The sequence below is a fragment of the Streptomyces sp. NPDC047453 genome, from assembly GCF_040643155.1.
Taxonomy (GTDB): Bacteria; Actinomycetota; Actinomycetes; order Streptomycetales; family Streptomycetaceae; genus Streptomyces.
In genome coordinates this window covers 23,277-50,005 of the sequence record NZ_JBEYTS010000046.1, presented here as the reverse complement: position 1 = coordinate 50,005, position 26,729 = coordinate 23,277, and the positions used below count along the sequence as shown (strand labels likewise).

The 26,729-nt window shown below is 70.9% G+C and carries 21 protein-coding genes; 10 read left to right on the top strand and 11 right to left on the bottom strand.

Annotation, left to right across the window (positions count from 1 at the left end; translation table 11 throughout):
* Positions 1-27: 27 nt before the first annotated feature.
* A complete protein-coding gene (locus ABZ818_RS29910) occupies positions 28-12,282 on the top strand; it encodes an SNF2-related protein (protein WP_361421288.1) in 12,255 nt (4,084 codons plus the stop codon).
* 552 nt (positions 12,283-12,834) lie between these two features.
* Here ABZ818_RS29910 and mihF read toward each other — a convergent pair.
* From mihF to ABZ818_RS29890, 4 genes are all read right to left on the bottom strand, one after another.
* Entirely contained in the window at positions 12,835-13,149 is a 315-nt protein-coding gene (mihF, locus tag ABZ818_RS29905; RefSeq protein ID WP_361421285.1) for an integration host factor, actinobacterial type, read from the bottom strand.
* Positions 13,150-13,232: 83 nt separating this feature from the next.
* Positions 13,233-13,508 carry a hypothetical protein gene (locus ABZ818_RS29900; protein ID WP_361421282.1) on the bottom strand — a complete coding sequence of 92 codons (276 nt, stop codon included), beginning with the start codon at positions 13,506-13,508 and terminating at the stop codon, positions 13,233-13,235.
* Positions 13,509-13,948: 440 nt separating this feature from the next.
* Entirely contained in the window at positions 13,949-14,305 is a 357-nt protein-coding gene (locus ABZ818_RS29895) for a hypothetical protein (protein WP_361421279.1), read from the bottom strand.
* Positions 14,302-14,517 carry a hypothetical protein gene (locus tag ABZ818_RS29890; RefSeq protein WP_361421276.1) on the bottom strand — a complete coding sequence of 72 codons (216 nt, stop codon included), beginning with the start codon at positions 14,515-14,517 and terminating at the stop codon, positions 14,302-14,304. Before ABZ818_RS29890 ends, ABZ818_RS29895 begins: the two co-directional genes overlap by 4 nt.
* 386 nt (positions 14,518-14,903) lie before the next feature.
* Between ABZ818_RS29890 and ABZ818_RS29885 the strand changes: the two genes are divergently transcribed.
* Both ABZ818_RS29885 and ABZ818_RS29880 read left to right on the top strand, forming a co-directional pair.
* Entirely contained in the window at positions 14,904-15,089 is a 186-nt protein-coding gene (locus tag ABZ818_RS29885) for a hypothetical protein (RefSeq protein WP_361421273.1), read from the top strand.
* Between the two features lie 158 nt (positions 15,090-15,247).
* Positions 15,248-15,451, top strand: a complete 204-nt coding sequence (locus ABZ818_RS29880) for a cold-shock protein (RefSeq protein ID WP_361421270.1) — start codon at positions 15,248-15,250, stop codon at positions 15,449-15,451.
* A 236-nt stretch (positions 15,452-15,687) separates the two neighbouring features.
* Here ABZ818_RS29880 and ABZ818_RS29875 read toward each other — a convergent pair whose 3' ends face one another.
* Positions 15,688-15,957 carry a hypothetical protein gene (locus ABZ818_RS29875; protein ID WP_361421267.1) on the bottom strand — a complete coding sequence of 90 codons (270 nt, stop codon included), beginning with the start codon at positions 15,955-15,957 and terminating at the stop codon, positions 15,688-15,690.
* A 291-nt stretch (positions 15,958-16,248) separates the two neighbouring features.
* Between ABZ818_RS29875 and ABZ818_RS29870 the strand changes: the two genes are divergently transcribed.
* The 4 genes from ABZ818_RS29870 to ABZ818_RS29855 all read left to right on the top strand — a co-directional run bounded on the left by ABZ818_RS29870 (position 16,249) and on the right by ABZ818_RS29855 (position 18,293).
* Complete coding sequence (locus tag ABZ818_RS29870; RefSeq protein ID WP_361421264.1) at positions 16,249-16,725, top strand: Hsp20/alpha crystallin family protein; 477 nt, start codon at positions 16,249-16,251, stop codon at positions 16,723-16,725.
* Positions 16,726-16,902: 177 nt separating this feature from the next.
* Positions 16,903-17,139, top strand: coding sequence for a hypothetical protein (locus ABZ818_RS29865; RefSeq protein WP_361421262.1), 237 nt, complete (start codon positions 16,903-16,905; stop codon positions 17,137-17,139).
* Positions 17,136-17,645 (top strand): helix-turn-helix domain-containing protein, encoded by a 510-nt coding sequence (locus ABZ818_RS29860; protein WP_361421259.1) that lies wholly within the window; start codon positions 17,136-17,138, stop codon positions 17,643-17,645. Before ABZ818_RS29865 ends, ABZ818_RS29860 begins: the two co-directional genes overlap by 4 nt.
* Positions 17,646-17,711: 66 nt before the next feature.
* On the top strand, positions 17,712-18,293 hold the full coding sequence (locus tag ABZ818_RS29855) for a dihydrofolate reductase family protein (protein WP_361421256.1): 582 nt from the start codon (positions 17,712-17,714) through the stop codon (positions 18,291-18,293).
* A gap of 185 nt (positions 18,294-18,478) precedes the next feature.
* Here the strand turns inward: ABZ818_RS29855 and ABZ818_RS29850 are convergent, their stop codons facing one another.
* The 3 genes from ABZ818_RS29850 to ABZ818_RS29840 form a co-directional block, all read right to left on the bottom strand.
* On the bottom strand, positions 18,479-18,739 hold the full coding sequence (locus tag ABZ818_RS29850; protein WP_361421253.1) for a hypothetical protein: 261 nt from the start codon (positions 18,737-18,739) through the stop codon (positions 18,479-18,481).
* Between the two features lie 74 nt (positions 18,740-18,813).
* Positions 18,814-19,161 (bottom strand): Tn3 family transposase, encoded by a 348-nt coding sequence (locus ABZ818_RS29845; RefSeq protein WP_361421250.1) that lies wholly within the window; start codon positions 19,159-19,161, stop codon positions 18,814-18,816.
* A complete protein-coding gene (locus ABZ818_RS29840; protein WP_361421312.1) occupies positions 19,095-21,677 on the bottom strand; it encodes a Tn3 family transposase in 2,583 nt (860 codons plus the stop codon). Before ABZ818_RS29840 ends, ABZ818_RS29845 begins: the two co-directional genes overlap by 67 nt.
* 138 nt (positions 21,678-21,815) lie before the next feature.
* On the opposite strand from ABZ818_RS29840, the gene ABZ818_RS29835 reads away from it, so the two are divergent.
* The 3 genes from ABZ818_RS29835 (at position 21,816) to ABZ818_RS29825 (ending at position 23,837) form a co-directional block, all read left to right on the top strand.
* Positions 21,816-22,055, top strand: coding sequence for a hypothetical protein (locus tag ABZ818_RS29835; protein ID WP_361421247.1), 240 nt, complete (start codon positions 21,816-21,818; stop codon positions 22,053-22,055).
* Between the two features lie 58 nt (positions 22,056-22,113).
* Positions 22,114-22,599 carry a hypothetical protein gene (locus ABZ818_RS29830; RefSeq protein WP_361421244.1) on the top strand — a complete coding sequence of 162 codons (486 nt, stop codon included), beginning with the start codon at positions 22,114-22,116 and terminating at the stop codon, positions 22,597-22,599.
* Between the two features lie 284 nt (positions 22,600-22,883).
* Positions 22,884-23,837 (top strand): helix-turn-helix domain-containing protein, encoded by a 954-nt coding sequence (locus ABZ818_RS29825; protein WP_361421241.1) that lies wholly within the window; start codon positions 22,884-22,886, stop codon positions 23,835-23,837.
* A 471-nt stretch (positions 23,838-24,308) separates the two neighbouring features.
* On the opposite strand, the gene ABZ818_RS29820 is transcribed toward ABZ818_RS29825, so the two are convergent.
* The 3 genes from ABZ818_RS29820 to ABZ818_RS29810 form a co-directional block, all read right to left on the bottom strand.
* On the bottom strand, positions 24,309-24,743 hold the full coding sequence (locus tag ABZ818_RS29820; protein ID WP_361421238.1) for a hypothetical protein: 435 nt from the start codon (positions 24,741-24,743) through the stop codon (positions 24,309-24,311).
* A gap of 291 nt (positions 24,744-25,034) precedes the next feature.
* On the bottom strand, positions 25,035-25,190 hold the full coding sequence (locus tag ABZ818_RS29815) for a hypothetical protein (protein WP_361421235.1): 156 nt from the start codon (positions 25,188-25,190) through the stop codon (positions 25,035-25,037).
* Positions 25,191-25,802: 612 nt separating this feature from the next.
* Entirely contained in the window at positions 25,803-26,678 is an 876-nt protein-coding gene (locus ABZ818_RS29810; protein ID WP_361421233.1) for a LysR family transcriptional regulator, read from the bottom strand.
* Positions 26,679-26,729 lie beyond the last annotated feature (51 nt).

The following is a 26,729-nucleotide window of genomic DNA, read 5'->3' as shown; positions in this document are numbered from 1 at the left end:
CTCGCGGCCCTGGAGACGCTGCGGCTCTTGGAGGGCGAGCAGCGTCCGGCCGTCGAGCAGGAACAGCGGACCCTCGCGCGCTGGTCGGGCTGGGGTGCCCTGCCCGGCATCTTCAACCCGCGGCCGGCGCGTGCGGCGTTCGACGCGGACGACGCCTTCGAGCGGGCCGTCGCACGTTGGGACGCAGTCGGAGACCTGCGTGAGCAGATCCGGGCCCTGCTCACGGAAGACGAGTGGGCGGCCGCCCGCCGCAACACCATCAACGCCCACTACACCGACGCCGACCTGGTCCACTCGATCTGGGGCGCAGTCCGCGGGCTCGGCTTCCGTGGCGGCCGGGTCCTCGAACCTGGCTCGGGGTCGGGCAACTTCATCGGCTTCGCCCCGGTCCTCATGCGTGAGCCGGTGCAGATGACCGGTGTGGAGGTCGAGCCGACCACCGCGGCGATAGCCCGCCACCTGTACCCGGACGCCGAGATCATCACCAGTGGCCTCGAAGACGTCCCGCTCGCCGACGGCGGCTTCGACGGCGTCGTTGGCAACGTCCCCTTCGGCCGGTACAAGCGGTTCGACAAGGTTCACAACCCCGACCTGAAGCTGTCGATCCACGACCACTTCGTGCTGAAGTCGCTGTACGCCACCCGCCCCGGCGGCATCGTCGCCCTCATCACCTCCCGCTACACTCTGGATGCGGAGTCCCCCGAGGCGCGCGAGCGCATGTACCAGCTCGGCGACCTGGTCGGCGCGGTCCGCCTGCCGGCCCGGGCGCACGCGGCGGCGGCCGGGACCGACGTCGTCACCGACGTGCTGTTCCTGCGGCGCCGCATGGACGGCGAGGAGCCGGGAGACAAGACGTGGCTGACCGCCCGCAAGCGGGCGCTGCCCGGCCACGACGACGAACTCGCGGTCAACACGTACTTCGACGCCCACCCCGAGTACGTGCTCGGCGAGCTGCGCGCTGGCTCCCGGGAGTGGGGACCGGAGGTCACCGTCGTCGGACGTACCGACCAGGCGCCGGCCGAAGCCCTGGCGGCCGCGGCCGCCGCCATCTCCGTGGAAGCGCGGGCCGCAGGCCTGACCGCCGCCGACGACCAGCGCACCGAGCCGATCCAGGCGATCGTCACCGGCGGCACGGAAGGCGCCTTGGGGCTGGACGCCGAGGGCAACCCCACCGTCATCGACGGCGGCCGCCCGGTCCCGCTGGAGATCCACCCGGACCAGCGCGAGCAGCTCGTCCAGCTCATCCGCCTCAAGGGCCTGACCCTGGCCCTGTACGAGGCGGAGGCCGACACCCCCGAACCCGGCGAGACCCCGCAGCTCGCGGTGCTCCGCGCCGAACTCCGGGTTGCCTGGCGGGACTACCGCAAGACCCATCCGCCGCTGACCAAGCCGCGCCAGCACCGCAAGTTCACGCCGACCGAGGCACGGGCGCGGGCCACGGCGCAGGGCCTGAAGGACGTCCCGGAGGCCTGGAAGCAGGACACCGCGTTCGCCTGGATTGACGACGACCCCGACGCCTCGCTGTTGTTCGGCCTGGAGGAGTGGGACGACCGGACCGGCAAGGGCACTGAGCAGAAGGTGCTCCTCAGCCGGGTCCTGGAGCCGCGTATCCTGCCGGCCCGGGCCAACTCGCATGAGGACGCCATCGCCCTGGCGATGGAGTACGACGGCGGCCGCCTGGACATGGCACGGGTGGCCGGCCTTCTCGGCCTGGACGAGGAGAGTGCGTCCGCGCAGTGTGCGGACGCCGGACTCGCCTACCGCGACCCGGAGCAGCGTGAAGCGGAACAGGGCGACGTCTGGGAGCCCCGGCACCGCTACCTGTCCGGCAATGTTCGCACCAAGCTCGCGGCCGCCAAGGAGCGGGCCGCCGAGGACCCGACGTTTCAGGGCAACGTCTCCGCCCTGGAGCGGGTCCAGCCCGCCGACCTGGCGCCGTCCGAGATCAAGGCGAAGATCGGCGCCCCGTGGATTCCGGTGGACGTCTACAACGACTTCCTCGCGAGCCTCGGCTTCACCGACGCCAGCGTGCTGCACGCGGGCGGCACCGTGTGGGAGGTCCGCGGCGCCAAGAACGGCGACCTGGCGCGCACCGAGTGGGGCACCGGCTCCCGCCCGACGCAGGATCTGTTCACTGCGTTGCTGCGGCAGGCCGATTCGACCATCCAGGTCACCTACCGCGACAACGAGGGCCGCACCTACGTCGACAAGGCCGCCACGGACGAGGCCCAGGAGAAGGCCAGGCTGATCGCCGAGGCCTTCGAGGACTGGGTGTGGAACGACGAGACCCGCGCGGCCCGGCTCGCGAAGGTCTACAACGAGCAGTTCAACAACCTGGTGTTGCCCGAGTACGCGGGCTCCGCGCTCACCCTTCCCGGTCTGATCAGCGACTGGACGATGAAGGAGCACCAGAACGCGGCGATCCGGCGGATCGTCAACGAGCCGACGGCACTGCTCGCGCATGTCGTCGGCGCGGGCAAGACGGCGACCATGGCCGCCGGCGCGATGGAGCTGCGCCGCACCGGCCTGGCGAAGAAGCCGTGCCTGATCGTCCCCAACCACATGCTCAAGCAGTGGTCGCGCGAGTTCCGGCAGCTCTACCCCAACGCCAAGATCCTGGCGATCACCGCGAGTGACCTGAACAAGAAGCGCCGCGCGAAGTTCATGGGCCGGATCGCGGGTGGCGACTGGGACGCCGTGATCCTCACGCACGAGGCCTTCAACCGGGTGCCGCTGCGGGCGGACACCCAACGCAACTACCTCGACCGCGAGATGAAGTCGCTGCGTGACCAGCTCGACATCGCCGCCGAAGCCGGGATGCACCGCAACACGGTCAAGCAGATCGAAGAGTCCCTGGCCAACGCGGAGGCCAAGCTCCAGCAGCAGATCGAGTCCATGGGCGACGACAACGGCGTCTTCCTGGAGGACACCGGCGTCGACTACGTGTTCCTGGACGAGGCGCACGAGTACAAGAACCTGCGCACTGTCTCGGCGATCCCCGGCGCCGCGATCCAGGGCTCCGCGAAGGCCACCAAGCTCCACATGGTGCTCGACTACCTGCGGGCGACCAACGAGTCCGAGCGCGTGGCGACCCTGGCCACCGGCACCCCGATCGCCAACTCGGTGACCGAGGCGTACGTCCTCAAGCGCTACCTGGCCCCGCAGCTCCTGGACGAGATGGGGCTCGACGCCTTCGACAACTGGGCCGCGACCTTCGGTGAGGTCGTGTCCCAGCTGGAGCCCGATCCCAAGGGCGACGGCTACAAGTACAAGGCCCGCTTCAGCCGCTTCTTCAACGTGCCGGAGCTGATGGCCGCCTACCGGGTGTTCGCCGACGTGCAGATGGCGGAAGACCTAGACCTGCCCACCCCGCCCGTACGGGAGAACGAGGACGGGCAGCGCGGCGAGACCGTCCTCATCCCGCCCACGCCGGCCCAGCGGCAGTTCATCAAGGAACTGCCGCACAAGCCCTGGGTGCGCAAGCCCGGCGGCGTCCTCAAGGCCCTCGGTGAGGGCCTGCGCGCCTCCGTCGACCTGGACCTGGTCGACGCCACCGAGGCCCTGCGCAACCTGGGCCTGAGCGTCACCGCCGACCAGATCTCCAGCGAGGACCCGGCGTACGGCGGGCGCGTGCTGGACATGGAGAAGGTCGCCGACCTCGCCGACGCCGCCGCCACCGACATGCGCAGCCTCGGCGGCAGCAAGGAGATGGGCAGCAAGATCCCGTACGCGGCCGAGAAGATCGCGGAGATCTGGCAGGAGACGAAGGACATCGTCTACCCGGTCTCCGGGGAGGACCCGACCCCGCAGGATCTGCCCGGCGGCCTCCAGCTCGTCTTCCTGGACGAGGGCACCCCGGGCAGCACCGCCAAGCACGCCGCCGACCTGTACGCGGACCTGCGCGACGAGCTGGTCGCCCGGGGGATGCCGCGCGAGTCCATCCGTTTCATCCACGAGGCGGGCACCGACCGCAAGAAGGAGAAGCTGTTCGCCGACTGCCGTGCCGGACGCGTCCGCGTCTTGGTCGGAAGCACGCAGAAAATGGGTACCGGGACCAACATCCAGGACCGGGCGGTCGCGCTGCACCACCTGTCCTACCCGTGGCGGCCGGCGGACATGGCCCAGCGCGACGGGCGGATCGAACGCCGCGGCAACCTCAACGCCCCGTGGATCGAGAACACCCCCGACGACGTCCGCGTCCTGTACTACATCACCGAGCGGACCTTCGACGAGTTCCGGCTGACCACCCTCGCCCGCAAGGCCCGCTTCATCGGCCAGATCCAGCGCAAGGACTTCTCCGCCCGCGAGATCGAGGACATCGGCGCCGACGCCATCAACCTCGGCATGCTCTCCGCCCTGGCCTCCGGCGACCCGGCCATCCTGCAACTGGCCGAGGCCACGGCCGAACGCGCCCGGCTCCAGGGCCTGGCCCGGAGCTGGGACCGCCAGCAGGACACCCGCAGTCAGCAGCTCACCGATATCGACGACTTCCTCGCCCGCGCGGACACCGCCCTGGAGGACATGCGGGCGGCGGCGCCGAACCGGCGCCCGACCACTGGCGACCACTTCGCCATGACCGTGGACGACGCCACCTACCGCAGCCGCGACGCGGCCGCGAACGCGCTCGGCGCCCGGATGGCCGCCGTCGCCGGGGACCAGTCCCTGCGGCCCGGCGAGCGCGTCCCGGTCGGCACCTTCGGCGGGCAGGACTTCCACGCGGAGATCACCTACGGGGCCAGCGGCCGCCGCCAGATGCGCCTTCGCTTCGCCTGGGGACACGTCGTCCCCATGGGCCAGCGCGAGGATCGCGCCCAGTGGCAGGCATCCTCCGTCACCCAGTCCAACGGCCGCGGCGCCATCCAGTCGTTGGAGCACTTCCTCAACCACCTGGACGACGACCTCAGCAAGCTGGAGAAGTCCGCCGAGTCCCTGCGCGGCCGCCGCGAGGAGATCGCCGCCAACCTGCGTCCGAAGGACGAGAACCCCTACCGCATCCAGGCGCGCTCCAAGGAGCGCGAGGAGAAGGCCCTGGGCAAGCTCGTCGTCGCCAACGAGAAGGAGGCCGCTCTCGCCGAGCGGGCCGAACGCGCCGCGAGCGTCAACGAGGACGCCGCCGAGGAGGTCAACGAGGAACTGACCACGCTGCGCGAGCACATCGCCAACCTGCGCAAGACCATTACCGACGAGCACCAGATCCAGGCCCGGGCCCGGGGCCTCGCGCAGGACGAGACCCGCTCCGACGACACCGAACCGGGCGCGGAGACGGCCGACGGCGAGGCGCCCGCCGACCCCGCGGCCGCCACCAGCACGGTGCCGGACGGGAGCGGACCGGCCGAGCCGCCCGCCCCCGCCCCGGAGCAGCCGGGCGACACCCCGCCGGCCGAACCGCAGGACCAGCCGGACCCCGAGCAGTCCGGCCCGGACGCCGAGCCCGCACAGACCACCCCCGAGCCCGTCGCGCCCGACGAGCCCGAAGCGGAGCCGTCCCCCGGCCCGGTGACGACCGAGCCCCCCGGCGACGGCGCACCCGCCCCGCAGGAGACCCCGGCCCCCGCGCCAGCCGAAGCGGCGCCCGAGGAGACGGCGCCGCTCCAGGACCTGACCGACGCCCTCGGCGACCGCGTGTCGGTGACCCACATCGGCGGCCCGCAGCCGCAGCCGGAACCCGACGCAAAGGCGGCCGCCGCTCAACCGGAGGCCCCAACACCACAGCCAGAGCCGGAACAGCACACCGGCCCCTCCCCGGCCATGGCCCGCTGCGCGGCCGTCCTGCGGTACTACGAACCGCTGTTGCAGCGCCACAAGCTCTCCGGCCGGGAGGCCGTGGCGTTCATCGACCGGCCCGGCGTCGGCTACCGGTACGAGCCCGGCAACCCGCTGCCCGACCTCATGGCCGAGATCGGCAAGGTCGCCGAACGCGTCGGCGGCTCCTACCGCGTCAACTACAACGAGTGGGTCAACTACTCCGTCGGCGAGCGCCGACAGCAGCAGAGCGACACCCTCACCAACCTGAACCTCGATCTCATGACCCTGTACTCGGGGGAGACCGAGCCGCTGTTCCTGGTGGACCTGGAGGCGATCCTCGCCGCGCCCGGCACCGTCATCGAGCTGCCGTCCGAGGCACAGATCGAAGCGGAGGAGGCGGCCGCGGCCCGCATCGTGATCGACCACGACGCCGAGGGCACCGAGGTCCGCAACACCCCGCGCGGCGGGGACCAGCGCATCCGGGACGCGCTGAACGACCTGGGCTTCAACTGGTCGCGCCGTCAGCAGAAGTGGTACCAGCGCCGCGACACCCCCTTCGAGGACCGCGACACCGCCGTACGCGGCCTGCGCGCCGCCTTCGAGAAGCTGGGCGTCGCCTACACCTACAACGGCCCCGGCCCCGACCCGGAGGCGGGGAAGACCCCGCAGGCCACGCAGCAGGAGACTGACGCCCCGGCTGCGCCGGAGGCGGCGGAACCCGCCACGGAGGCCTCCGCCACCGACCCCGGCCCGGCCGCCGACGACGAGGCCGCGCCGGGCGCGGACGGCACGGAGCCCGCGCCGCCGCCGGCCACCGCCGAGCCGGACGGGCCCGCCGACGGCACCCACACCGTCCCCGAAGTCGAGGCTGAGGCTGCGACGATCGTGCAGACCCCGGACGGGCCCGGCACGGTCATCGGCACCGATGACGGCGACCTGGTGCTGGTCACCACCCAGTCCGGCACCCGGGTCTGGGAGCGCAGCGAGGTCGAGTGGCCCGAGGGTGCCGCCCGGTCGGAGAACGCCGACCGGGTGGCCAAGGAGCGCCAGAACGCCGCGGATGCTGCGCAGGCCGCGACCGCCGAGGGCATCGAGCTGCGCTACGGCAACGGCAACCGGCTGGTCGACCTGAACGCGGAGGCAGGGCACGGCACGGTGGTCGACGCCGACGGCGCGGTCATCGGCTGGGTACGCGCCCGGATCGGCGACGACGGCCGCCGCTACTGGTGGGCGCAGGACGCACGCGGCGGCGCCCCCGACGACATGCCCTTCCACGAGGCGCTGCCGCCTTCCGCGGGCGTCCCGGCGATCCGGGCCGCCGGGAGCGTGCGCTCCGAACTGCACGCGATCAAGGAACCGGCGCACCGGGGCCCCATCCCTGCCGAGTACGCCGCCCGCGAGGTGCGGCTGACCACCGCTCAGGTCCGGGAGCTGCGCCGCCTGGTGCTCCACGCCACCTACTCGGACGGCAGCCCGATCGAGCCGCCGGAGTGGGTGGCCTCACACCGCAAGTACGTGATGAACACCGCGCAGATGCAGGCCCTCGGCGACGCGGCCCAGGCCGCCGCCGACGCCTTCCCGGCCCTCACCGCCGAGGAACGGCGCACCGCCCGCGTGCTGCGCAACGCGGCCGAACGCTTCGAGTTCGAGGTGTACGACACCGCCCGGTGGCGGGCCACCATCCCGCCGATCGGCGAGACCGACCCGTACGCCGAGCCCTACCAGCCCCGCCCCCGGACAGAGACCCCCGCCGCACCGGAAGAGGCACCGGACGCGCCCGCCCCAGCCCCGGAGCCCGCACCGACCGCGACGCAGACCTCCGCCGGGAGCGAGGCGGAGCCTGCGGCCCCGGCCGACGGCGCCCCGGAACAGGGCGGAGAGCCGGATCTCGCCCCCGAGGACCCCCAGGCCCTACAGGACCGCGCGAGCACGACGCCGGACACCGAGGTGCCGGACCCCGCCCCCACGACGGCCGCCGGTACCGGGCCCGCCGACGCGGCACCCGAGAACGCCGGAGCGGAGGAGGAGGCGCAACTCGACCTCTTCCCCACCGAGACGCCAGAGTCCCCCGCACCCGCGCGCCGCACCCGCCGCCGGCACACCAGCCGGAGGGAACCCGCCGTCCACCCGGGCGCCGAGGGCGGCCCGGAGGACGGACGCCTGGGCGTGTACGGGCACGCCGATCACGGCGAGTGCGATCGGTGCGGCACCCCCGACACCGACCGCTACACGATGGTGTGGCGCTGGCACGCCCGCACCGAGGACGGCGGCGACATGGCCGCCGAGTGCGGAAGCTGTGTCGAGCTGACCACCGGCCTGTCCCGCAAGGAGTACCGGCGCCAGGCCGATGTCGCCGAGGCTCGGCGCGGCGGCCGCCGCATCGTGCCGCGCCCGCACCAGGAGGGCGACGTCACCGTCCGCCGCACGGCGGAGAACGAGTGGACATGCGTCCACCTGCCCACCGGCAAGCGCTACCGCCTCGCGGAGGAAACCCCCAGCGGATACCGGGGGTTCGTGCTCCGCGACCTGTACGGCATCTCCCAGGGCACGGGCATCTCCACGAGTTCCGGCTACGAGCTGGCCGAGCGGGCGGCCCTGGGGCGCACGCCGCAGACCCACCCGAACGACAGTGACGACTGGGTGTTCTTCGGCTACCGCTCCGACATCGGCAAGCTGGCGCTCCACGAGGGCGAGAGCATCAACACCGATCACCCCAACGGCCCCCGCCGCGGCGGCGCCCCGTTCGAGCACGGACCGCGCTGGGACATCACCGTCGGCGGGACCGACTACCAGGTGGAGCTGGTCTACCAGCAGGGCCAGCCCGGCGACGACGGCCACCGCCTGGAGGCCACCGCCCCGGACGGTGCGAGCACCCGCCACGTGCACTGGGACGGTGTGCTGGAGTGGGCGCGCGAGCGCGTCCGCGACCCAGAGCCGGAGCGGACGGTCGCGCCGACCGCCGCGCCGCTCGCCGAGGCCGAAGAAGCGCTCTCCACGGCGGAAGCCGCCCGCAGCAGTCTCCAGAGAAGCAGCACCACCAGCGCCCTGGTTAAGGCGCGCGAGGCCTGGGACCGGGCCCGGACCCACTACGAAGCCGGTCGGCTCACCGAAGGGGACAGCCACCTCGCCACGGCGCGGAGCCACGCGATCCTGGCCCGGTTCCGGGAGAACTCGCGGGCCGACTTCCAGCCGCTCAAGGCCGCCGTGCGCCGGTTCCACGACGCGGTAGACGAGATCCTCTACCCGGGCGGCGCAGGATGGCGGCCGGCGGTGGCCGACTACGTCCGCTCCCGGCACCGGTACGTGCCCGAGTCGTCCGGCTTCTGGATGAAGGTCGTGGCGATCGGGGACGACGGTATCCACGTCCAGTCCGGCTCGACCGGAGACTCGAAAGCCCTGTTGCAGCCCACCGACCTCGGGCCGCACGGGGATCTGCCCTGGCAGGAGCAGCCCTTCCGCGCTCCCGGCGAGCCGAGGGCATCGGACCAGGAGCGGCGGGCCCGCCTCGGCATACCTCAGGAGACGGCGCCCGACACCGGCCTCCCGGAACCCGCGGAGGCGCAGAGCGCGCCCGCCTCCTCGGACGAGGAGCAACTGGACCTGTTCACCACGACGGTGCCGGAGGCCGCCACCCCGCCGGCCGCACCGGAGAACACCGCGGCGCCCGGCACCGAGTCGCCTGGCGAGAGCAAGGGCTTGGGCCTGGTCGACGGCGAGGACATCACGTACACGGGCCAGTGGGACGGCCGCTACGAGATCACGCTTCCGGGCACTGGCTACCTGCTGTTCCAGCCCTCCATCGAGTACCGGCGCACGAAGTTCGCCGTCTCCCTGAACGACCAGCCGCCGGGTATCACCCCCAAGCGGCTGCGACGGTTTGAGGACCCGGACGAGATCATGCCGTGGGTCCGGGCCCAAGCCTCGAAGCAGCAGACCGGGTACGTCTTCCGCGACGGTGCCTGGATCGAGGCTCCGGCCCCCGCCGAGCAAGAACCGCCGGCGCAGGACGCCGCGGCGGCCGAGGACGGACAGCTCCCGCTCGGGCTCGGGCTCGCCGACGTCGCCCCGGCGCCAGACCCTGCGGCCGGGGAGGGCGCGAACGCGGCCGCCGAGACGGAACCGGCACCCGATCCCCAGCCCATCAGCGCCCCAGCCACCGAGGCGACCGCGCCGGACGACGCTCCCGTACCGGACCGCGAGGCGGACGAGGACCCAGACCAGGAGGAAGCAGTGGCAGGCGAGCTGGAACCCACCGCCGTCACGACGGACGCCCCGGCCGCCGCCCCGGCCGCAGACAACCTCCCCGCGGAACCCCCGGCGGCGACGGAGGCTGATCCCGCCGTGGAGATCGAGGATCCGCCGGAGCCCCGCTCCTACACCGAGGTCACCGCGCTCCCGGCTGATGCGTCCTACCAGCTCCACATGACCGGCATGGACGGCCAGGCCCCGGACCGGGGCGAACTGCGCCACGGAGAGACGGCCGTGGCCACCGTGCAGCAGTCCGCCGGCGGACAATGGTTCGCCCGGCTGGCCGTCCCCGGGCTGCCCGCCGACGCGACGAACCTGGCCGACGAGCCGCAGGCCGCGGCGGACCGGGGAGCCGTCCTGTTCTCCACTCTCACCGGCACCCCGTACGGCGAGCCGCCCACCGCCGCCTCCGGCAACGGACCGCTCGCCCGGGCGAACGTGGTGCGCGCCGAGCTGCGCGACACGGCCATGTGGCACCGGGGCGCGCTCACCTACCCCGCCGCCCGGGTCTGGCCGCTCGACTACCTGGCACAGCCGCCGTACGTCGAGCTGACGGCACGGCTGAACAGCATGGCCGATGCCCTCTCGGGGAACCACAACTCTCGCCAGATGGCCGCCGAGTTGGAAGCCGTCGCCCAGTCGGCCACGGCCTGGCGCGATGCGCTCCCGGCCGACGAGAACAGCTTCGAGCGGGAGCTGATGGCCTTCCCGCTCGCGCACCTGCTCCACGACGTCCAGCGGCTCCAGCTCCGGCTTCAGGCCACCGTGGACGCGGCGCAGGCCGACCGGGAAGCCGCACGCCAACAGGCCGTCGCCGAGGCCACGCCAGCGGCTCCCGCCCCTGCACCGCAGACCGAGCAGGCTCCGGCCGCGCCGCCCGCCGACCTCGACGGTCAGCCCACTCCCGAACCGCCCGCGGCCGCCGACGCCCCGGCCGAGGCGACCGACCCCGCACCCGCACCTGCCGAGCCGACACCGGAGCCCACGCCGGCGGCCGCCGAGCCGCCCGCGGTCCCGGCCGAACCCTCCGGGCAGGACCTGCCCGAGGAGGCGGAGCCCGCCGCCGACCCGGCGCAGGAAACCCGCCCGGCGGCCGCCGCCGATGACGTCCAACCGAGCGGGCCCGAACCCGCCGTCGGCTCGCCCGAACCGCCCGCCCCGGCCAGCACCCCGGAGGGAACCGAGATGGCCACACCCACCCGTCCCACCCAGCCCGAAGGCCTCGACCCTGCGCCGGACGACGACGGGGTCCAGCTCGGCGACCCGCAGCCAGATGCCGCACCGGAGGAGACCGAAGCGGCCCCGCAGCCGGAGGAAATGCCCCTGTGGACCGGGCCGCAGACCCCGGCCGAGGACACCGCGACCGCGGAGCAGACGGCCGGAGAGCTGGATGTCACGGCCGCCTTCGAGGGCGTCCGGGAGGCATGGACGGAGACCGTCCCGGAGGAACAGGGCACGGCGAAAGAGCTCTGGGAGGCCGTGGAGGCTGACCTGCGCACCCTTCAGCAGCACCTCGCCGACGCCGTCGCCACAGCCAACGCCGAACCAGCACCCGACGCGCCGCCGGTGCCTGCGCCGACGGAAGGCGCCACCGGTAACCCCTCCGGCGAGCAAACGGACACCCTCGACCCGCAGCAGCAGGCCGAGGCGGTGAACACCGCCCTGCGGGGGGCCGACACGCACGCCGAGGCGCTCAAGGACCTGCCGGAATGGCAGCGGCTCCAGACAGTCCGCGGGGCGTGGACGCACCTCTGGAAGGTCATCAAGGACCGGGCCGGGGAGCACTTCGACCGCCTGAAGAACGACAACCGCGTGGGTGAGTTCTTTCGGAAGGTCTCGCTGAAGGTCTGCGAGAAGGTCGCCGAGTGGGCGCAGGCGGGCGCCGACAAGCTCCGGCGGCCCGACGAGCGTGACACCGAGGCTACGACCGAGCTGCCCAGCGCCGAGGCACTGCTCAGGCTCGGCGACGCGGCCTTCACCTACAACTCCCCGCGCCGGGGCCCCGGCGGCGGCACCCCGCCCGTCTCCTCCGGCCCCGCCGGCCGGGAGGTCGACGTCCCGGCCATGCGCAAGATGGGGGAGGCCCTGAGTCGGCCGATGCCGACCGCCAAGGGGCCCAGGGCGACGCCCGGGCAGGGAGGCCGCGTCTCGACGTCGGCCGCACGCGGCCGCTCGACCACCACCAAGCGCAAGCCGAAGGGGACCACCGCCGAGGGCACAGAGCAGGCCGGACACCTGCGGCGCGGCAGCAGCGAACAGCAGCAGGCCCGCAAGGGCAGCCAGAAGTAGGCACAATGCGGGCCGGGGCCTGCCGGACTGGAACCCGGAGCCGCCACCCTCAGCAGAGGGCGGCGGCACGCCTGGGGATGTGCAGCGGGTGCGGGCGAAGCAGTTGGAGGAGGCCGCGGCCAGGAAAGCACTGAAGCCCAGCGGCGTGAGGAGAACGAGCGGAACCGGCTGGCCAAGGCCGCGCGCAAGGCCCGGCTGGCGCTGCCGCCGGAGGAACGACTGACGGCGCGGGCCGCGATGACCCGCATCGAGGTGGTGGAGGTCGTCCGCGAGATCACCGTGGAGGTGCCGGCGCCGCTGCTCGCGCCCGGCTCATACAGCGAGTGCGAGGTCTGCGTGGGCCGGGGAATGCGGGACCGGTACGGGCAGGTACCGGCCGCCGTCGAGCGCCTGGTCCTCACGGATATCGGGCGTCCAGGTCGCGGCGATCGAGGCCTGCCCGACGCCCGTGCCGTATGTGCAGGCCACGGCCTGCCGCCGGGGCTTTGTATGCGAGGCCGCGGCAGGCACGGGCGGCCCGGCGTAACGGGTGGGGTCCGGCGGGACGAATGGTCAGTGCGTGGGCGCGAACCGTTCGAGGAGTCGTTCCCGTTGCCGGAAGCCCAGACCTTGGATGCGGCGGCTGTCGGAGATCTCCAGATCGGTGAGGATCTTCTGCGCCCGGGCCTTGCCGATGTCGGGGAGCGATTCGAGCAGGGCGCGGACCGGCATCTTGCGGATGGCCTCGGAGTCGCTGGCCAGCACCTCGCGCAGCGACAGCTTGCCGTGCTTGAGGGCCTCCTTGACCTCGGCTCGCTCCTTGCGCGCGGCGGCGGCCTTGTCGAGCGCGGCCTGGCGCTGTTCGAGACTGAGCGGGGGCAGAGCCATGACGGGCGGTCCTCTCGTCGTACAAAACGGAACGGGTCCATCATGACCCCGTCGACGGGCCGGTGACCAGCAGGTTTGAGGGGTCAGGCTGCCTGTAAGCAGCGCCAGGCGGGGAGTTGGGCGTCGCGGGGGTCGACATCGGTGTCCGTGGCGGCGGCCAGGTTCGCGGTGACGGTCAGCTCCGTCCAGGGCAGTTCGTCGCGGCCCAGGTCGGTGGCGGACAGCAGTTCGTCGGTGGGTATGGGCACGGTGATCTGCCCGTGCATCCAGCCGGGTAGCACCAGGTGCGAGAGCTCGGGGCCGGAGCGGTGGACGACGGCTTCGGTGCGCCGGGGTCTGCCGGGCTCTTGTCCGGTCACCGGGCGGTGTCCTGGGTCGGGATGAGGCCGGGTCCATCGCGCGCAAGGTGATCGGCTGGTGGCAGCGGCAGGGCTGGATCACCTGCGACCCCACGATCGGGATCGAGCGGCGCCCGGCGCCGCCGGACCGCACCAAGGCCCTGTCCGAGCCCCAGATCGCCGCGCTGTGGCGGCTGGAGGCGAATCTGAGGTGGCTCTGCTCAAACAACTGCCTTCACGACACGACTCGTGAACACAGCCACGTGGTGGCTTTGTTCACGAGTCGTGACGGCGGTTGTGCGTGGGTTTGGGAGGCACCAAGAATCACGGTCAGGCGATGTTCACGAGTTTTGAAGTCACTGGGGTTCTTGCCTGGGCAGCCCTCACATGCGGTGTTGGACGTTGTGCCGCCGGACGGCGCCCGGCTCGGGCTGCAGGATGCAGGCTGGCCCACGAACTGGTCAGCGTGCTGCGTCACGATGACGTCCCGCTCCGCGGCCGACCAGAGTGAAAACGGCCAAGGCGACCGTCGCCGCGGCCCCCGTGGCCAGCGCGTCCGCAACGTAGCGGCCCAGACCCGGACGCAGGACGTCGATGAGAGCGAACAGCACGACAGCCCCCGCGAGGCTCGCCGCGACCCCGGCCAGCCAAAAGCGGTGGCGCGCCAAGAACCACTGGGCGAGCCACATGACGATGAGGGGCGCAACGGGCACGTGCGGCGCGTCGAGGGCGGCGAGCACGCCGTATCCCAGACCGCTGACCGCCCAGCAGGCAACGGCCACGAGCGCCGCCTCACTCCAGGAGACGGCCCGGTTCACGCCTGCCGCCCCTCGTTCATGGCCCGGGCCCGACGACGCTCCCACCGCCGGAACAGGAACGCCGCCAGGATCGAGCCGACCACGAGCGGTCCGGCAACCCAGCGGATCACGTCCGCTGGCCAGCCCGGCTCCCCGCCGACCAAAAGAGTCACCCACTTGATGGTGAGGCAGATCCCCAGCACCACATGGCCGAGCCCCCAGGCACGGACCACCCACACACGTCCCCGAATCGGCTCCGGTGGCTGATGCGGCCGGAGTACGGCCTGCCATCCCAACCACACACAGCCCAGCCCCAAAGCCACCATGAGCACGTCCCCGGCCCTGTCGAACACCTCTGTCACGGCCCCGACCCCCCTCGCCTTCCTCTCTCACCTCCGGCGGACCCCAGAACGCCAGCCCCCCGGCTCATCATGATGACCGCCCGGACGCGGCCCCTCACCTCCCGGGCACGGCAGACGACCTGCACGGCTGCTTTCCGGTACCCGGCAATGTGGGCACCCTGACGTCACTTCTCATGAACATCCAGGGGCTTCAAGATCACCAACTGCTGTCCAAACCGGCAGATAAACGCTGCTGCTTGAAGTGAACGAAGCCACACGTGGCGGTGTCCGCAGGCCGGGCAGCGCCGGGAGACCTCGGCTGTGCGGCCCTTGATGAGGAGGAAGCCGAACTCGACGGCTTCCGCATAGTGGCGCCGCCTTTGGCCGCCTTCAGCGGCTCGCGGCAGTGCCTGCACCGGCCCACGAGGGGCTGGCGGCGTTTCGGCCTGGCGGTGCTCCAGTAGAGGGATTAGCGTAATCCGCAGAGCAGTCGTGGTTCCGAAGTCGTTCGCCCGTGGGTCACCTTGCCTGCGGGCGCTTTGCTGTGCAGCCCTCTCCGGACCAGGGCGATTACCTCCGGACCCGCACCGTGCGGGCCCGAACCCCCTCGGAGGAGACAGGCATGGCCAAGGGCACTGTGAAGTGGTTCAACGCGGAGAAGGGCTTCGGCTTCATCGCGCAGGAGGGCGGCGGCCCGGAAGTCTTCGCCCACTACTCCAACATCGCCGGTCAGGGCTACCGCGAACTGCGGGAGGGCCAGCACGTGGAGTTCGATGTCACCCAGGGCCAGAAAGGCCCCCAGGCGGAGAACATTCGCGTCGTGTGACCCCAGCCCCCGAACAGGCCCGGCACTGTGGAGCGTGGAGGGTGCCGGGCCTGCGTGCCCGGCCGCGCCTTACTCATCGGCGTCGGGTTGCCGCGGCCAAACAGCCCAAGCCGCTCATTACGCCGAGGACGGCATGCCGCGCCCGGTGACCGCGCACAGCGATTCTCGGCAGCCGCGAATGCGGGCTCGGGAAGTCCCTCAAGTGGAATCGCCGGTGCCCGGCTCGCTGCCTGCTCTCACTGGCTGTGCACCCCGCCGCGGAGGGCCGGAAGTGCGGACGCCTGCAGCACCGCCGGCGCCACCGCGGATGGGTCTCCGCTGGCCACCCAGCGGAAGCGGGCCACCATCATCATGTCGTCGACGCTCTCCCGCACGAACCCGTCCATGATGCCGAGGCCGCCCGGGCGATCACGAAATACCACATCGCCCGGCTCCTGATCATCTGCGATCTGCTGGTAGTCCCCCGTGGCGGGACAACCCGAGAACACGTACACCCAGTGACTCATCCTGACCTCCTGCCGGGACACAACGATCACCCCGCTGATCAGGCACCACGGCTGTAGTCCATCCGAGGGAGGCGGGAATCCAAGGCGGTGGCGGCCGTACCCGTGCGCAGGTGCGGCCGCCGGAGGGAGGCTGAGCCTCGTCCTCTTCAAGGTCCCCTCCGCCAGGACGCAACGGCCAAGAGAGCAGCAGCTTGGGACGCGAGTGGCGGGCTGCCCGATTCGCGGGGCGATACGGGGACATTCAGCATGGAAATGAACCCGAATGCCGTCGTTTCGCGGAGGTGAACCGCGATGACTCTGCCCGTACACCACCGGCCCGGCCGGCCCCTGGAACGCCCGTTCCCGGCCCTGAGTTGGGGTGAGCCGATCGCCGCCGAGTTTGACGACCTCTTCGAGCGGATGAACCGGTTCCTGCAGGCCGCCAGCACGGCACCCGCCGTCGGGGCCTGGTCGCCTCTGGCCGACCTGCACGAAACGGACGAGGCCTACGTGGTCGAGGCGGAACTGCCCGGGATCGAGCGCGAGGACATCGACGTCGAGATCGGCGACGGGGAACTGTGCATAACTGGGGAGTGCAAGCAGTGCGAGCGCGAAGGCGTCCTGCGCCGCAGCACCCGGCGCACCGGCCGCTTCGAGTACCGGGCCCTGCTGCCGGCAGGCGCCGAAGCCGAAGAGATCACGGCGACGCTGACCGACGGGGTGCTGACCGTCACCGTGCCCAAGGCTCAGGCGGCCAAGCCGCGCCACATCGAGATCACTCAAACCTGAAGCGGCAAGAAAGGGTGGTGGGGAGGGGTACCTGTCCCCACCACCCGGGAGAGAGCTACCCCAACCCAGGCAACCTCTGCGGTACCTGCCCGCGATAGGGCCGACCGGACCTCATTGGCCCCAAACCGCACAGATCGTTCACGCCTGGACGCGGGATCGGACGTAGAGGACCACACCATGCCCGGTATCTACGCACTGATCCGCTCCGACGGCCGGCTGGAGTTCCGCGACGGCGTTCCGGAGCAGATGCACCGGGACACCGACCCCCATCACGGGAGGCCGGCCGCCTTCACCATTCAGCGCGCCACCTGGGGTGGCAACGGCCTGCACGGCCACGTCGGCGACGTCTCCTGCATGGCCAGCACGTACCCGCCCAACCACATTGCCACCGCACTCGTGGCGACCGGCCGGTGACAGTGGAGCAGGTTTGGGGCCGGCCCGCCATTGCTGAGCTGCGGGACCGGCTGGCCACGGCGGCCGGGCCGTACGAGATGCTGACGCTGCTCGAGGAAGAGCTGATGCGACGGCTGTGCGAGACCGCCGGCCTGGGGCTGGTCCGCCATACGAGCAGTGTCATCGCGGCGACCAGCGGGGCGGTGGCGATCGGCGACCTGAGCGTGGCAGCCGGTGTCAGCAGCACTCATCTGGCACAGCGGTTCAAGGAGCTCATCGGCGTCACGCCGAAGCGGCTGGCCCGTACCTACCGCTTTGCCGCCACCGTGTTCGCGATCAACCCCGCCGGACCGATCGACTGGGGCGACCTCGCCGGTGGCGCAGGCTACTTCGACCAGGCCCACTTCGGCCACGAGTTCCGGGCGTTCACCGGGCTCACGCCGACCCGGTACGTCGAAGTCCGGCGGCGGTTCCTGCGCGAGCATCCCGGCCACGTGCTGGACGGCTGGCCGCTGCCGGCCGATTGATTTCTTACAAGAGCGACAGCTCACGACACGCTAATTTGGGGCACCCCCAAAGCAGAGGAGAGCTCCGTGGGCAAGGTGGTCATGTACAGCTCGGTGTCGGTGGACGGCTTCGTCGCGGACGAGAATGACCAGCCCGGACCGCTGTTCGACTGGTTGTCCAGCGGTGACGTCCCGTTGGACGAGAGCGGCGAGGTGAAGGTGTCGCAGACGTCCTACGATTACACCCGGCCGTACTGGGACCAGATCGGGGTGACAGTCGTCGGCCGCCACGTCTTCGACCTGACGGACGGCTGGGACGGGAAGCCTCCGGGCGGGATCGACCATGTGGTCGTCGTGACGCACCGGCCGGAGCCCGAGGGCTGGGACCCCGAGGCGCCGTTTCACTTCGTCGACGGCGTCGAGGCAGCGGTGGCCAAGGCGCAAGGGCTTGCGGGTGACCGCATGGTCGAGGTCGCCGCTGGCGACGTCGGTGGCCAGGTGCTTGCCGCGGGTCTGGTCGACGAGGTGCGCATGGACGTCGTACCCGTCGTGTTCGGGTCCGGCAAGCGCTACTTCGGGTCGGTCCACGCGCCGCACCTGTTGGAGGATCCTGACGTGGTGATTCAGGGCAACCGGGTGCTTCACCTGCGCTATCGGGTGCGCCGTTGACCGATCTGAGCGGGTACGCGAAGAAGTCCACTGCGAACGGTGACACAAGATCGGGCCTCCGGCTGCGTTTGCGCATCGCAGTCCCTGGTCGGGCAGCCGACGCCGATCCGCCCCAGCACCTCACCTGCGGCAAGTTCAACTCAAGATCACTGGTTGCCGGTTTCCGTCGTATCTTGGCCGACCCCCTAGAAGGGCCGGCGGCGGGTCGGCCACGCCAGCGGCACCGCGACCGGGTACGGCTCGTGCTCGTCCAGGTCGGCCAGCATCACCCCGGCCGGGACGTTGTCGGCGGTCAGCCAGCGCGGCGGGACGCCGTCGCGCTGCGGCTCGTCGACCATGGAGCGCCATTGCGGGAACACCTCGTCCAGCGCGGCGGTCAGTTCCAGCCGTTGCATGGTCCGGTCGCCGGGATCAGGGGCGTCCGGGTCCGGCTCGACATCCATCACGACTGTCCACAGTAGAAGACGCCGAGGGGTCGCCACGATCGAGTGACACCGGACTCGTTACGGGGCAAGCAGAGTCAGAACAAGGTGTCGCGGACCCGCAGCGGCCGGTATCCGGTCGGGCCGAGCTGCGCCAGCTCGTTTTCGATGTCGACCTCGATCGCGCCGAAGAAGTTGATGTTCTCAGAATGGGCCGGGGAGATGTGCGCGAGCACGTCGTCGTCGACCTGGCGCCCGGCCGCGCGCAGCTGGGCGACAGCCAGCCCGTAGTACTCGGTGGTCCAGGCGATCACGGCGTTGGTGACCAGGGTCAGGCACCACGCCTGCTCGGTCTGGGCTTCCAGCTGCCGGGCCCGGATCATGCCCTCGTGGGCGTAGAGCAGGTCGCGACGCAGCGCGTGCAGGGACTCGCCCTTGTTGAGCATCCGCGCGACCTTGCGCCGGTACACCGGGTCCGCCAGGTACCGGCGGCGTACACGGTGCGCCGCAGCGCCCCGTATTCCTTGAGCGCGGCGGCCAGCGCGTTCTGCCGCCCGGAGGCCGACAGTTTGCCGACCAGCAGGGACGCGGTGGCGTGCCCGAACTTCAGCGACCCGGCCAGCCGCAGCAGGTCGTCCCAGTGCTCGGCGATCAGGTCGGTGTTCAGCCGCCGGGTGAGCAGCGGCCCGGTGTGCGGGAAGGACTTCTCGGTCTCCGCGCGGGGACCCGGCCGGTAGAGGGTGATCTTGCCCAGGTCCCGGATCCGGGGCGAGAGCTGCAACCCGAGCAGATCGAACAGGCCGAAGTTGACCAGGGTGACGCCGTGCGTGTCGGTCGCGTGTTCGGTGATCGGGATGTCGGTGGCGTTGCCGAGGATCTCGTCGAGCACGTAGTGGGCCTCGCGTTTGGTCGCCACGATCACCTTGGTGCCGTAGGTGGTGTGCTGGTCGGTGACGTGGGTGTACGTCGAGAGCCCTTCGTGGGCGAAGTACCGCGACATCGCCCGGGAGGTGACCGACTTGCCGCGCGTGGGAAACCGCTGCCCGTCCGACGAGGACAGTGTCCCGGTGCCGAACACGCGGGTGAGCGGCAGTCCTTGGTGGTAGCCGATGATCGCCAGGTTCGCCGCGCGCAGCGTCTCCTCACGCACGTACCACTCCGCGGTCCAGGACAGCACGTCGTAGGAGATCCCGCACGCGTCCGCCATCCGCGTGAGCCCGAGGTTGGTGGAGTGCGCGAGCAGGACCGCGATCAGGTTGCGCTTGAGCTCCGCCGAGCGGGCCTGCTTGCCGGTGGCGTGGGTGAAGCAGTCCAGGAACCCGGTGCGCTGGTCCAGCTCGATGAGCAGCGACACGATCGGGGCGAACGGCAACATGGTGGTCAGCTCGGCTTTGAGCGCGACCGCTTCGGCGGGGACGTCTTCGGCGGTCAGCGGGGAGATCACCAGCTCGCCCTGCTCGTCCAACCGCACCGGGCCGTCACCGGCGGCCAGGACTTCCTCCAGGCCGCCGAGTGCGTCGTCGAGTTCGTCGCGGGCCTCGGCCAGCGCCCTGTCGGCGTCGGCGGGCTTGCCGACCAGCTGGCAGAACTCGGTGCGCGTCTCGTTCCACTTGCCCGGGGTGAGCAGGTAGGCGGCGGGGTCGGCGTAGCGGCGAGAACCGGGCACGTGCACGTCCCCGCTGCGCAGCCCGTCACGCAGGCACAGCAACACGCACAACTCCCAGTAATGCCGGTAGGCACTGGTGTTCCCGGATTTCCGCGCGGTCTCCAGGTAGCCGCGCCAGCGCGCGGGCACGAAACCCTCCGGCGCGTCGGGCGGGACTCGGCGGGCACCTGTGGCGTTCAAGGTGCGCAGGATGTCCACCGCCGCGAGCAGCTCGGCCGCTGCGGTGCCGCCGGCGAACTCCACGACCGCCAGCACCTGCGGGGTGAACTGCCGCAGGTATCCGTACGAGCCGTCGAGCGCGGCCAGGTGCCCGTGGTCGCGAGGAAGTCGCGGCGCGGTCTGCGCGCGGGCCGCCCGTAACCGTGGCCAGCCGATGCGCTCGCCCCGGATCAGGCCGCCGATCTCCTCGTCACTGACGCTGGTGTCAAACACGATGTCCAGCAGCTCGTCCAGCAGCGCCTGCCGGTCTTCCCCGGACTTTCCACGTTCAGCCAGTTCATCGCGCATCTTGCGTTCGGCCTTGCCCTCGCGCGCGGACACGGCCTGGTCGAACAACGCCACCACCTCGTCCAGAACATCGGTGGCCGACTGCGCCAGCAGCGTCAGCAAGATCGGGTAGCGGCGCTCGGGCTCCCGCCGCTGCAGGGCTTGGCCGGTCAGGCGCCTGACCACGGTGGCAAGGAAACGGCGCCGCTCGGCGGGCAACACCGATAAGTCCAGCGTGTGGGCGCCCAGTCCGCGCAGGTAGAGCAGCTTGTCGACCTCGGCGCGGACACCCGCCGGGGAGGCCTCGACCGGGCCCGTGGCGATCCACCGCAACCGGGTCATCCCGATCTGCGGGTCGACCTCCAGCATCTCATCCAGCTCCGTGCAGCGGGCCTCGGTCAGTTCGTGGGCCAGGCGCTGGTAGGTCTCGGTCTGGGCCTGCTCGCGGGCGTGGGCGACGCGTTCGACCACGGTGACCGGGCCGGGCCGGATCACCTTCGCCGAGATCAGGTACTCGCACGCCAGCCGGAACAACAAGCTTGGGGCGTCGTGCTCCATCGCGCGGGCCAGCAGGAACTCGTCGAGCTCCTTCAACTGCAACGTGCCCGGCGCCACCCAGCCCAGATAGGCCGCGACCAGCCGCAGATGCTCGGTGCGGGTCTTCGCGCGTCGTCCGTAGGACTTGAGCACCGCGGGGGCTACGTCGAGTTGCTCGGCCAGCCGGGCGACCGCGACCGGCGGGGCGGTGGCCATCGAGTCTGGGACAAACCCGAGCCAGGGCAACGTGCATAAGGCCATCGCCATGCCCAGACGACGGGCCCCCGTCCCCGGCCGGGATCAACGAACGCACGATCGGCCTCGGTGAGGGTGAAAAACCGGAACAGCTCGTCCCGCCCGATCTCGGGGAACTCCCGCAGACGTTCCAGTTCCTCTTCGGCGAACACCCGTGTGGCCAACCACGACCTCCAGCCCCAGATGCAGGTCAGCAGGCTACTGGGTCCCCACCCCTGGGCCGGTGTGCGCGGGCTGCCGCGAACGGCGAAGCAGACGACCGGCCCTCTCAGTGAGTGGCGGTTCAACGCAGGTCAGGGGCATATCCGCCCGATTTTCGGCGGATACTACGGCGACCCCCAGAGCTTCCACCACCTGTTCCTCGGCGTCGCCGCGCTGCTCATGGCCGCCCTATAGCAGGCCATACGGGATCAATTCAGCTAGATAACCCACCGATCACCACGGAAGGACCCCAGTGGACCGCACCCCGAAGCCGCCTCTGGACCAGGAGCTGCGGGCGGCCGTCGGCGTCGTCCGGATCGGGCTCGACCGCATCCGCGACACCGCGTGCCGCACCGAAGCGGTCGGCCCTCACGCCGCCGTCCTTCAGGCCCTGTACGACCTGGCCAACCCGGACGCGGGCGTCCTCGGCGCGATCGCCGACGTCATTGGCACTATCACGGTGTCGGTGAGGGAGGCCGACCACGAGGACATCGACCGCGTCACCGAGCTGCTGGACGAAGCCCAGGGCCACGCCCAGGACAGCACCGGCGACCGCATCCGCCACGCCCTCGACCTCCTGGAGCCGCTGCTCCTGCGCTGCGAGGAGCGCGGCAAGCGCCGGCCGGACGTGGAGGTCATGCCCGACCCGTTCTCCACCGCGCTCTACCCGGAGGACCCCGACCACCGACAGGTGCCGCTGTGCCCGCCGTGCGCGACCAAGCGCTTCGAGGACAGCTGATCGAGCATCCCGCCCCGCCCTGTTACACCCGCACAGCAAGATGACCCCGGGGCCGTCACCGTGGCGGCCCCGCCCCATTCCTGGAGGGACTCGACGACCAGTGCAGCCCGCGATGTCCGCCCGTGCTGGGCGGCAGAAAGGTGGTCTTACTGGTGGAACCAAGTGTTGTTGGTGTACTGACAGGAAGTCGGCGGACAGGCGGCATGCCCACAAAGGGCGCGGCTCGTCCCTGTGGGGGGGGATGCATGGTGCTGGTAACAGATTTCCGGACGGAGGATCTGCCGGTGGCCGAGAGGTTCGGCTCCTGGCACGACATGACGGCCAAGGCGTTGATACCCAGCGTGGTCCGCAGCGATCATGAGGAGAACTTCCGGGCGAGCGCGCGAATGCTGGACCTGGGCCCGGTGGAGGTGTCCGCGCTGGCCTACCCGTCGCTGGAGACCCGCCGGACGCCGAAGCTGATCCGGAGCTCCGATCCCGAGTCCTACCAGCTGATGCTGAACCTGCGCGGTAGTCACCGGATCCTCCAAAGCGGCCAGGACACCACCAGCGGCCCCGGGGAGGTGATGCTCTTCGATACCTCGCGCCCCTGGCAGGGCTGGGCATTCGCTGACCAGGACACGGTAAAGGGGGTGATGGTGCGAGTCCCCCGGGCCCTGCTGCCGTTGCCGGCGGACAAGGTCGCCCAGCTCACCGCCGTGCGGTTGCCCGGGCGCGAGGGGGTGGGCGCTGTGCTGTCCGGCTACCTCAAGCAGCTGGTCGCGGGCGCCGCCACCTACACCGCGGCGGACGGCGCCCGCCTGGCCACCTGCACCCTCGACCTGCTCACCGCCTTCCTCGCCCACCACCTCGACGCCGCCGCGTCAATGCCACCCCAGACCCGCCACCGGGCCCTGCTGCTGGAGATCTACGCCTTCATCCAGCAGCACCTGGGCGACCCGGACCTGTCTCCGGGCGCGGTCGCCGCGGCCCACCACATCTCCCTGCGTTCCCTGCAACGGCTCTTCCAGGACCAGGACACCACCGTCGCCGGGTGGATCCGCGCCCGTCGGCTGGAGTGCTGCCGCCGCGATCTGGCCGACCCCCTCCTGCACTCCCGCCCGGTCCGTGCCATCGCCGCCCGCTGGGGGTTCACCGACCCCGCGAACTTCAGCCGCGCCTTCAGTGCTGCCTTCGGCATGCCCCCTGGTGACTACCGGCATCGGATGTTGACCAGCCTCAACTTGCACAAGCAGTAGGTCCCGGGTGACCGCTTTACCTGGACCTGTTGTCTCCCACGGTGCTGCGGGGCACAGCTGAGCCTGTGACCGCGCCGGAATCCGCCCGCGACTGCCGCTGCAGGCTGCTGTACCGCCTGAGCGAACCGGAGGAAACCTGTATCACTGCAGGTGTATGGGGGATGACGGAGATCCGGGAGCGAGGCGGCTTCGCCTCTGTCCAGTTCCTGATTCGGTGTTGGTACAACGGAACAGCCATTGATGCTCAGGAACGATCTTGGGGCCTAGCGCAGTGATCGTCTGCGCTGTGGGGGTTCAACGAAGATTGCATGAGAGGTCTGGCGGTGGCTATCGTCCGCCGCGTGCCGGTGGAGTTTCTGACTGATGAGCAGGCTGCGGCGTACGGGCGGTTCGTGGAGGTGCCCGTACGCCGCTACCGGACTGGTAGTGCTCACGGCACCAGTCGGCTGCCGTCCGCCGCAGACAGCGGTCTCAGGCGTGCGGGTTGGCTCCCGAGTTGCTCCCGGTGGTGCAGGGGTCCGTGCCCAACTGGTCATTGCACAGACGGATGGCGATGTACTTGATGTAGTAGCCGTCCGAGAGAGACAGGCCGGGGTGCGTGGTGCCGCCACCGTTGCACCCGTTGTAGTCGTACCGGTAGGTACTGGTGTGCCAGGTATCGCCGTTCGTGCGGGTCACCCTGAAGTAGGCGTATACCGGATTGCTGTTGCAGTTGGTGTCCTTCACATGCAGGCTGATCCCGCTCAGGCTGCTCGAGTTCTGCCAGGTCCAGGAGGCGCTGGCACGGCCGTAGCTGTTGCTGACGCTTGCGCTGCCGGTTGCATGGGAGGCGTTGGCTGCTCCCGGCACCGTGAGCACCAGCCCGAGCGAAGCGCCCATGGCCAGCAGGACGTTGCGAATCCTCATGTTCTCTCCCTCAACTCCGCGCGCTGATCGGCGCAGCACGTGCCCCTCATAGCTGTGTGGTGTTTCCGGGGCTCAGGTGTCTTCCACGTATCGGCGACAGCCCGCAAGGAACCGGCAGGCTGCCTTTCCGGTGCATCAATCTGCCTCAACGGCATGAGCACCTCGTTGGCATGGAGCGACATGTAGTTGTCGGACAGCGCCATTGAGGAGAACCCGTTAATAGGGGTGTGACCCAGATACGCGTCGAAGGGGCAATGAGATGATCTTGAATCCCTGAAGGGCGTCCGGGGCTCACACGGTGGTGTCGGTATCCTCGGCGAGGATGCGGTAGACGGTGGCGACCGAGGGGCGCTTGCCCTGGTTCTTGCCCGAGGTGATGACGAGCTTGCGGGCGATCTCGGGGACGGGGGCGCCCTGCCCGCCGGGGGACTGCTGCACGGTGGCCACGGCCGTCTCGCCGTGGCGCAGTCGCTGCCACGGGTGCGTGAACGGTGGCAGCGGGCCGCTGCCGTCCGACCGATCGCGTCGGCGGAAGGGACGAGATTCGAGTCGCCGACGCCACGGACAAGGCCATCACCGCCGCGTGCCGGCACGCCACACACCCGTGTGTCCATGCCGGTCATGTGGAGCTGGAAGGACGCACGCCCGCGCCGCCCTCGCCTCCGGGGTGCGGGCCGGGGACGAGGTTCCGTTCTGGGCTCTGGTGTGGGGCCCGCTGGCCGCCACCGTCCACTCCCGTACGGTGAAGGTGTTCGAGACCTTGGGCGACCGGCCGAACGCCGCCCGGCAGTACGCGACCGCTGCGGGCAGACGGCCGGGGGCGACGTACGCCCGGATCATCGCCCTCGACCTGGTCGCCCAGGCCGAGCAGCAGGCCAAGCAGGGCTATTCGAGCCGGGGCGGTTCAAGCACAGGCCATTGTCGTTTCCCGAGAGCAGTTGGCGACAAGACGGGCAGTTCCTGCGTCGAGCGGTGTTCAGCCTGCGGTGAGCCGGCGGACCTCCACTCGGAGGCCGTGGTAGACCTGCCGCCCATGGTCATCGCCCGACCTGGTCCCGGTCAGGATGCCGGGGCGGTCAGGACGGCCTTGGCAGCCAGCCGGAGATTCCTGATCATCGGATTCGGGTCGCCCTTGCGGCTGACCAGGACGACCCGGCTGGGGGGAGCGCCCTCGACCGGGACGGTGACGAGGTTAGGACGCAGTGAGCTACGCCGATCGCCGACCGGTAGCACGGCGATCGCCCTGCCACTCGCGACGAGTTCGAGCTTGTCCTCGTAGCTCTCGATCGGCGGCACGCCGGCCCCGAGGATCCGGTAGGAAGCCCAGTCTGCGGTCTCGAACGCGCACGGCGCCGCCTCTTCGCCAGCCAGTTCTTCCGCGGTCACCGACGCGCGGTCGGCCAAGGGATGGCCGCGCGGGACCACGAGCATCCGGGGCTCCTCGTACAGCGGGGTGGTGAACACGTCGTCGGCAACGAGCGGCAGCGGGGCCCGCGCGATCAGGGCGTCGACGCGCTTGTCGGACAGTGCCCCGACGTCGCGGCAGCTCAGATGCCGGGTGGCGATCTCGGCGTTGGGGTAACGGCGGCGCAGTTCCCGTACGGCGGCAGTGATCACCAGGTCTTCGACGTAGCCGATGGCGATTCGTTCGGTCTGGGCTTGTTCACGCACGGCCAGCTCGGCCTGGCGGGCGGCCTGCAGCAGGGCTTGGGCCCGGGGGAGGAACGTCTGGCCGGCCGGAGTGAGTCGGGTGCCCTGGGGGGTTCGGTCCAGCAGTCGTGTGCCGAGATATTTTTCGAGCCGTTGGATCTGACGGCTCAGCGCCGGCTGGGCTACGTGCAGGTCGGCGGCGGCCCGGCCGAAGTGCTGGTGCGCCGCCACCACGGTGAAGTAGCGCACGAGCCGCAGTTCCAGGTCCTGTCCGAGATCGTTCACCCTTGCAGGATACGCGTCATGCCGTTTCGGAATGATCAGGTTGCCGAACCG

Coding starts and splice junctions, on each gene's coding strand:
- mihF (WP_361421285.1), bottom strand. CDS start 13,149: ATGGCTCTGCCCCCGCTCAGTCTCGAACAGCGCCAGGCCGCGCTCGAC.
- ABZ818_RS29880 (WP_361421270.1), top strand. CDS start 15,248: ATGGCCAAGGGCACTGTGAAGTGGTTCAACGCGGAGAAGGGCTTCGGC.
- ABZ818_RS29875 (WP_361421267.1), bottom strand. CDS start 15,957: ATGAGTCACTGGGTGTACGTGTTCTCGGGTTGTCCCGCCACGGGGGAC.
- ABZ818_RS29870 (WP_361421264.1), top strand. CDS start 16,249: ATGACTCTGCCCGTACACCACCGGCCCGGCCGGCCCCTGGAACGCCCG.
- ABZ818_RS29865 (WP_361421262.1), top strand. CDS start 16,903: ATGCCCGGTATCTACGCACTGATCCGCTCCGACGGCCGGCTGGAGTTC.
- ABZ818_RS29845 (WP_361421250.1), bottom strand. CDS start 19,161: ATGCTCAACAAGGGCGAGTCCCTGCACGCGCTGCGTCGCGACCTGCTC.
- ABZ818_RS29820 (WP_361421238.1), bottom strand. CDS start 24,743: ATGAGGATTCGCAACGTCCTGCTGGCCATGGGCGCTTCGCTCGGGCTG.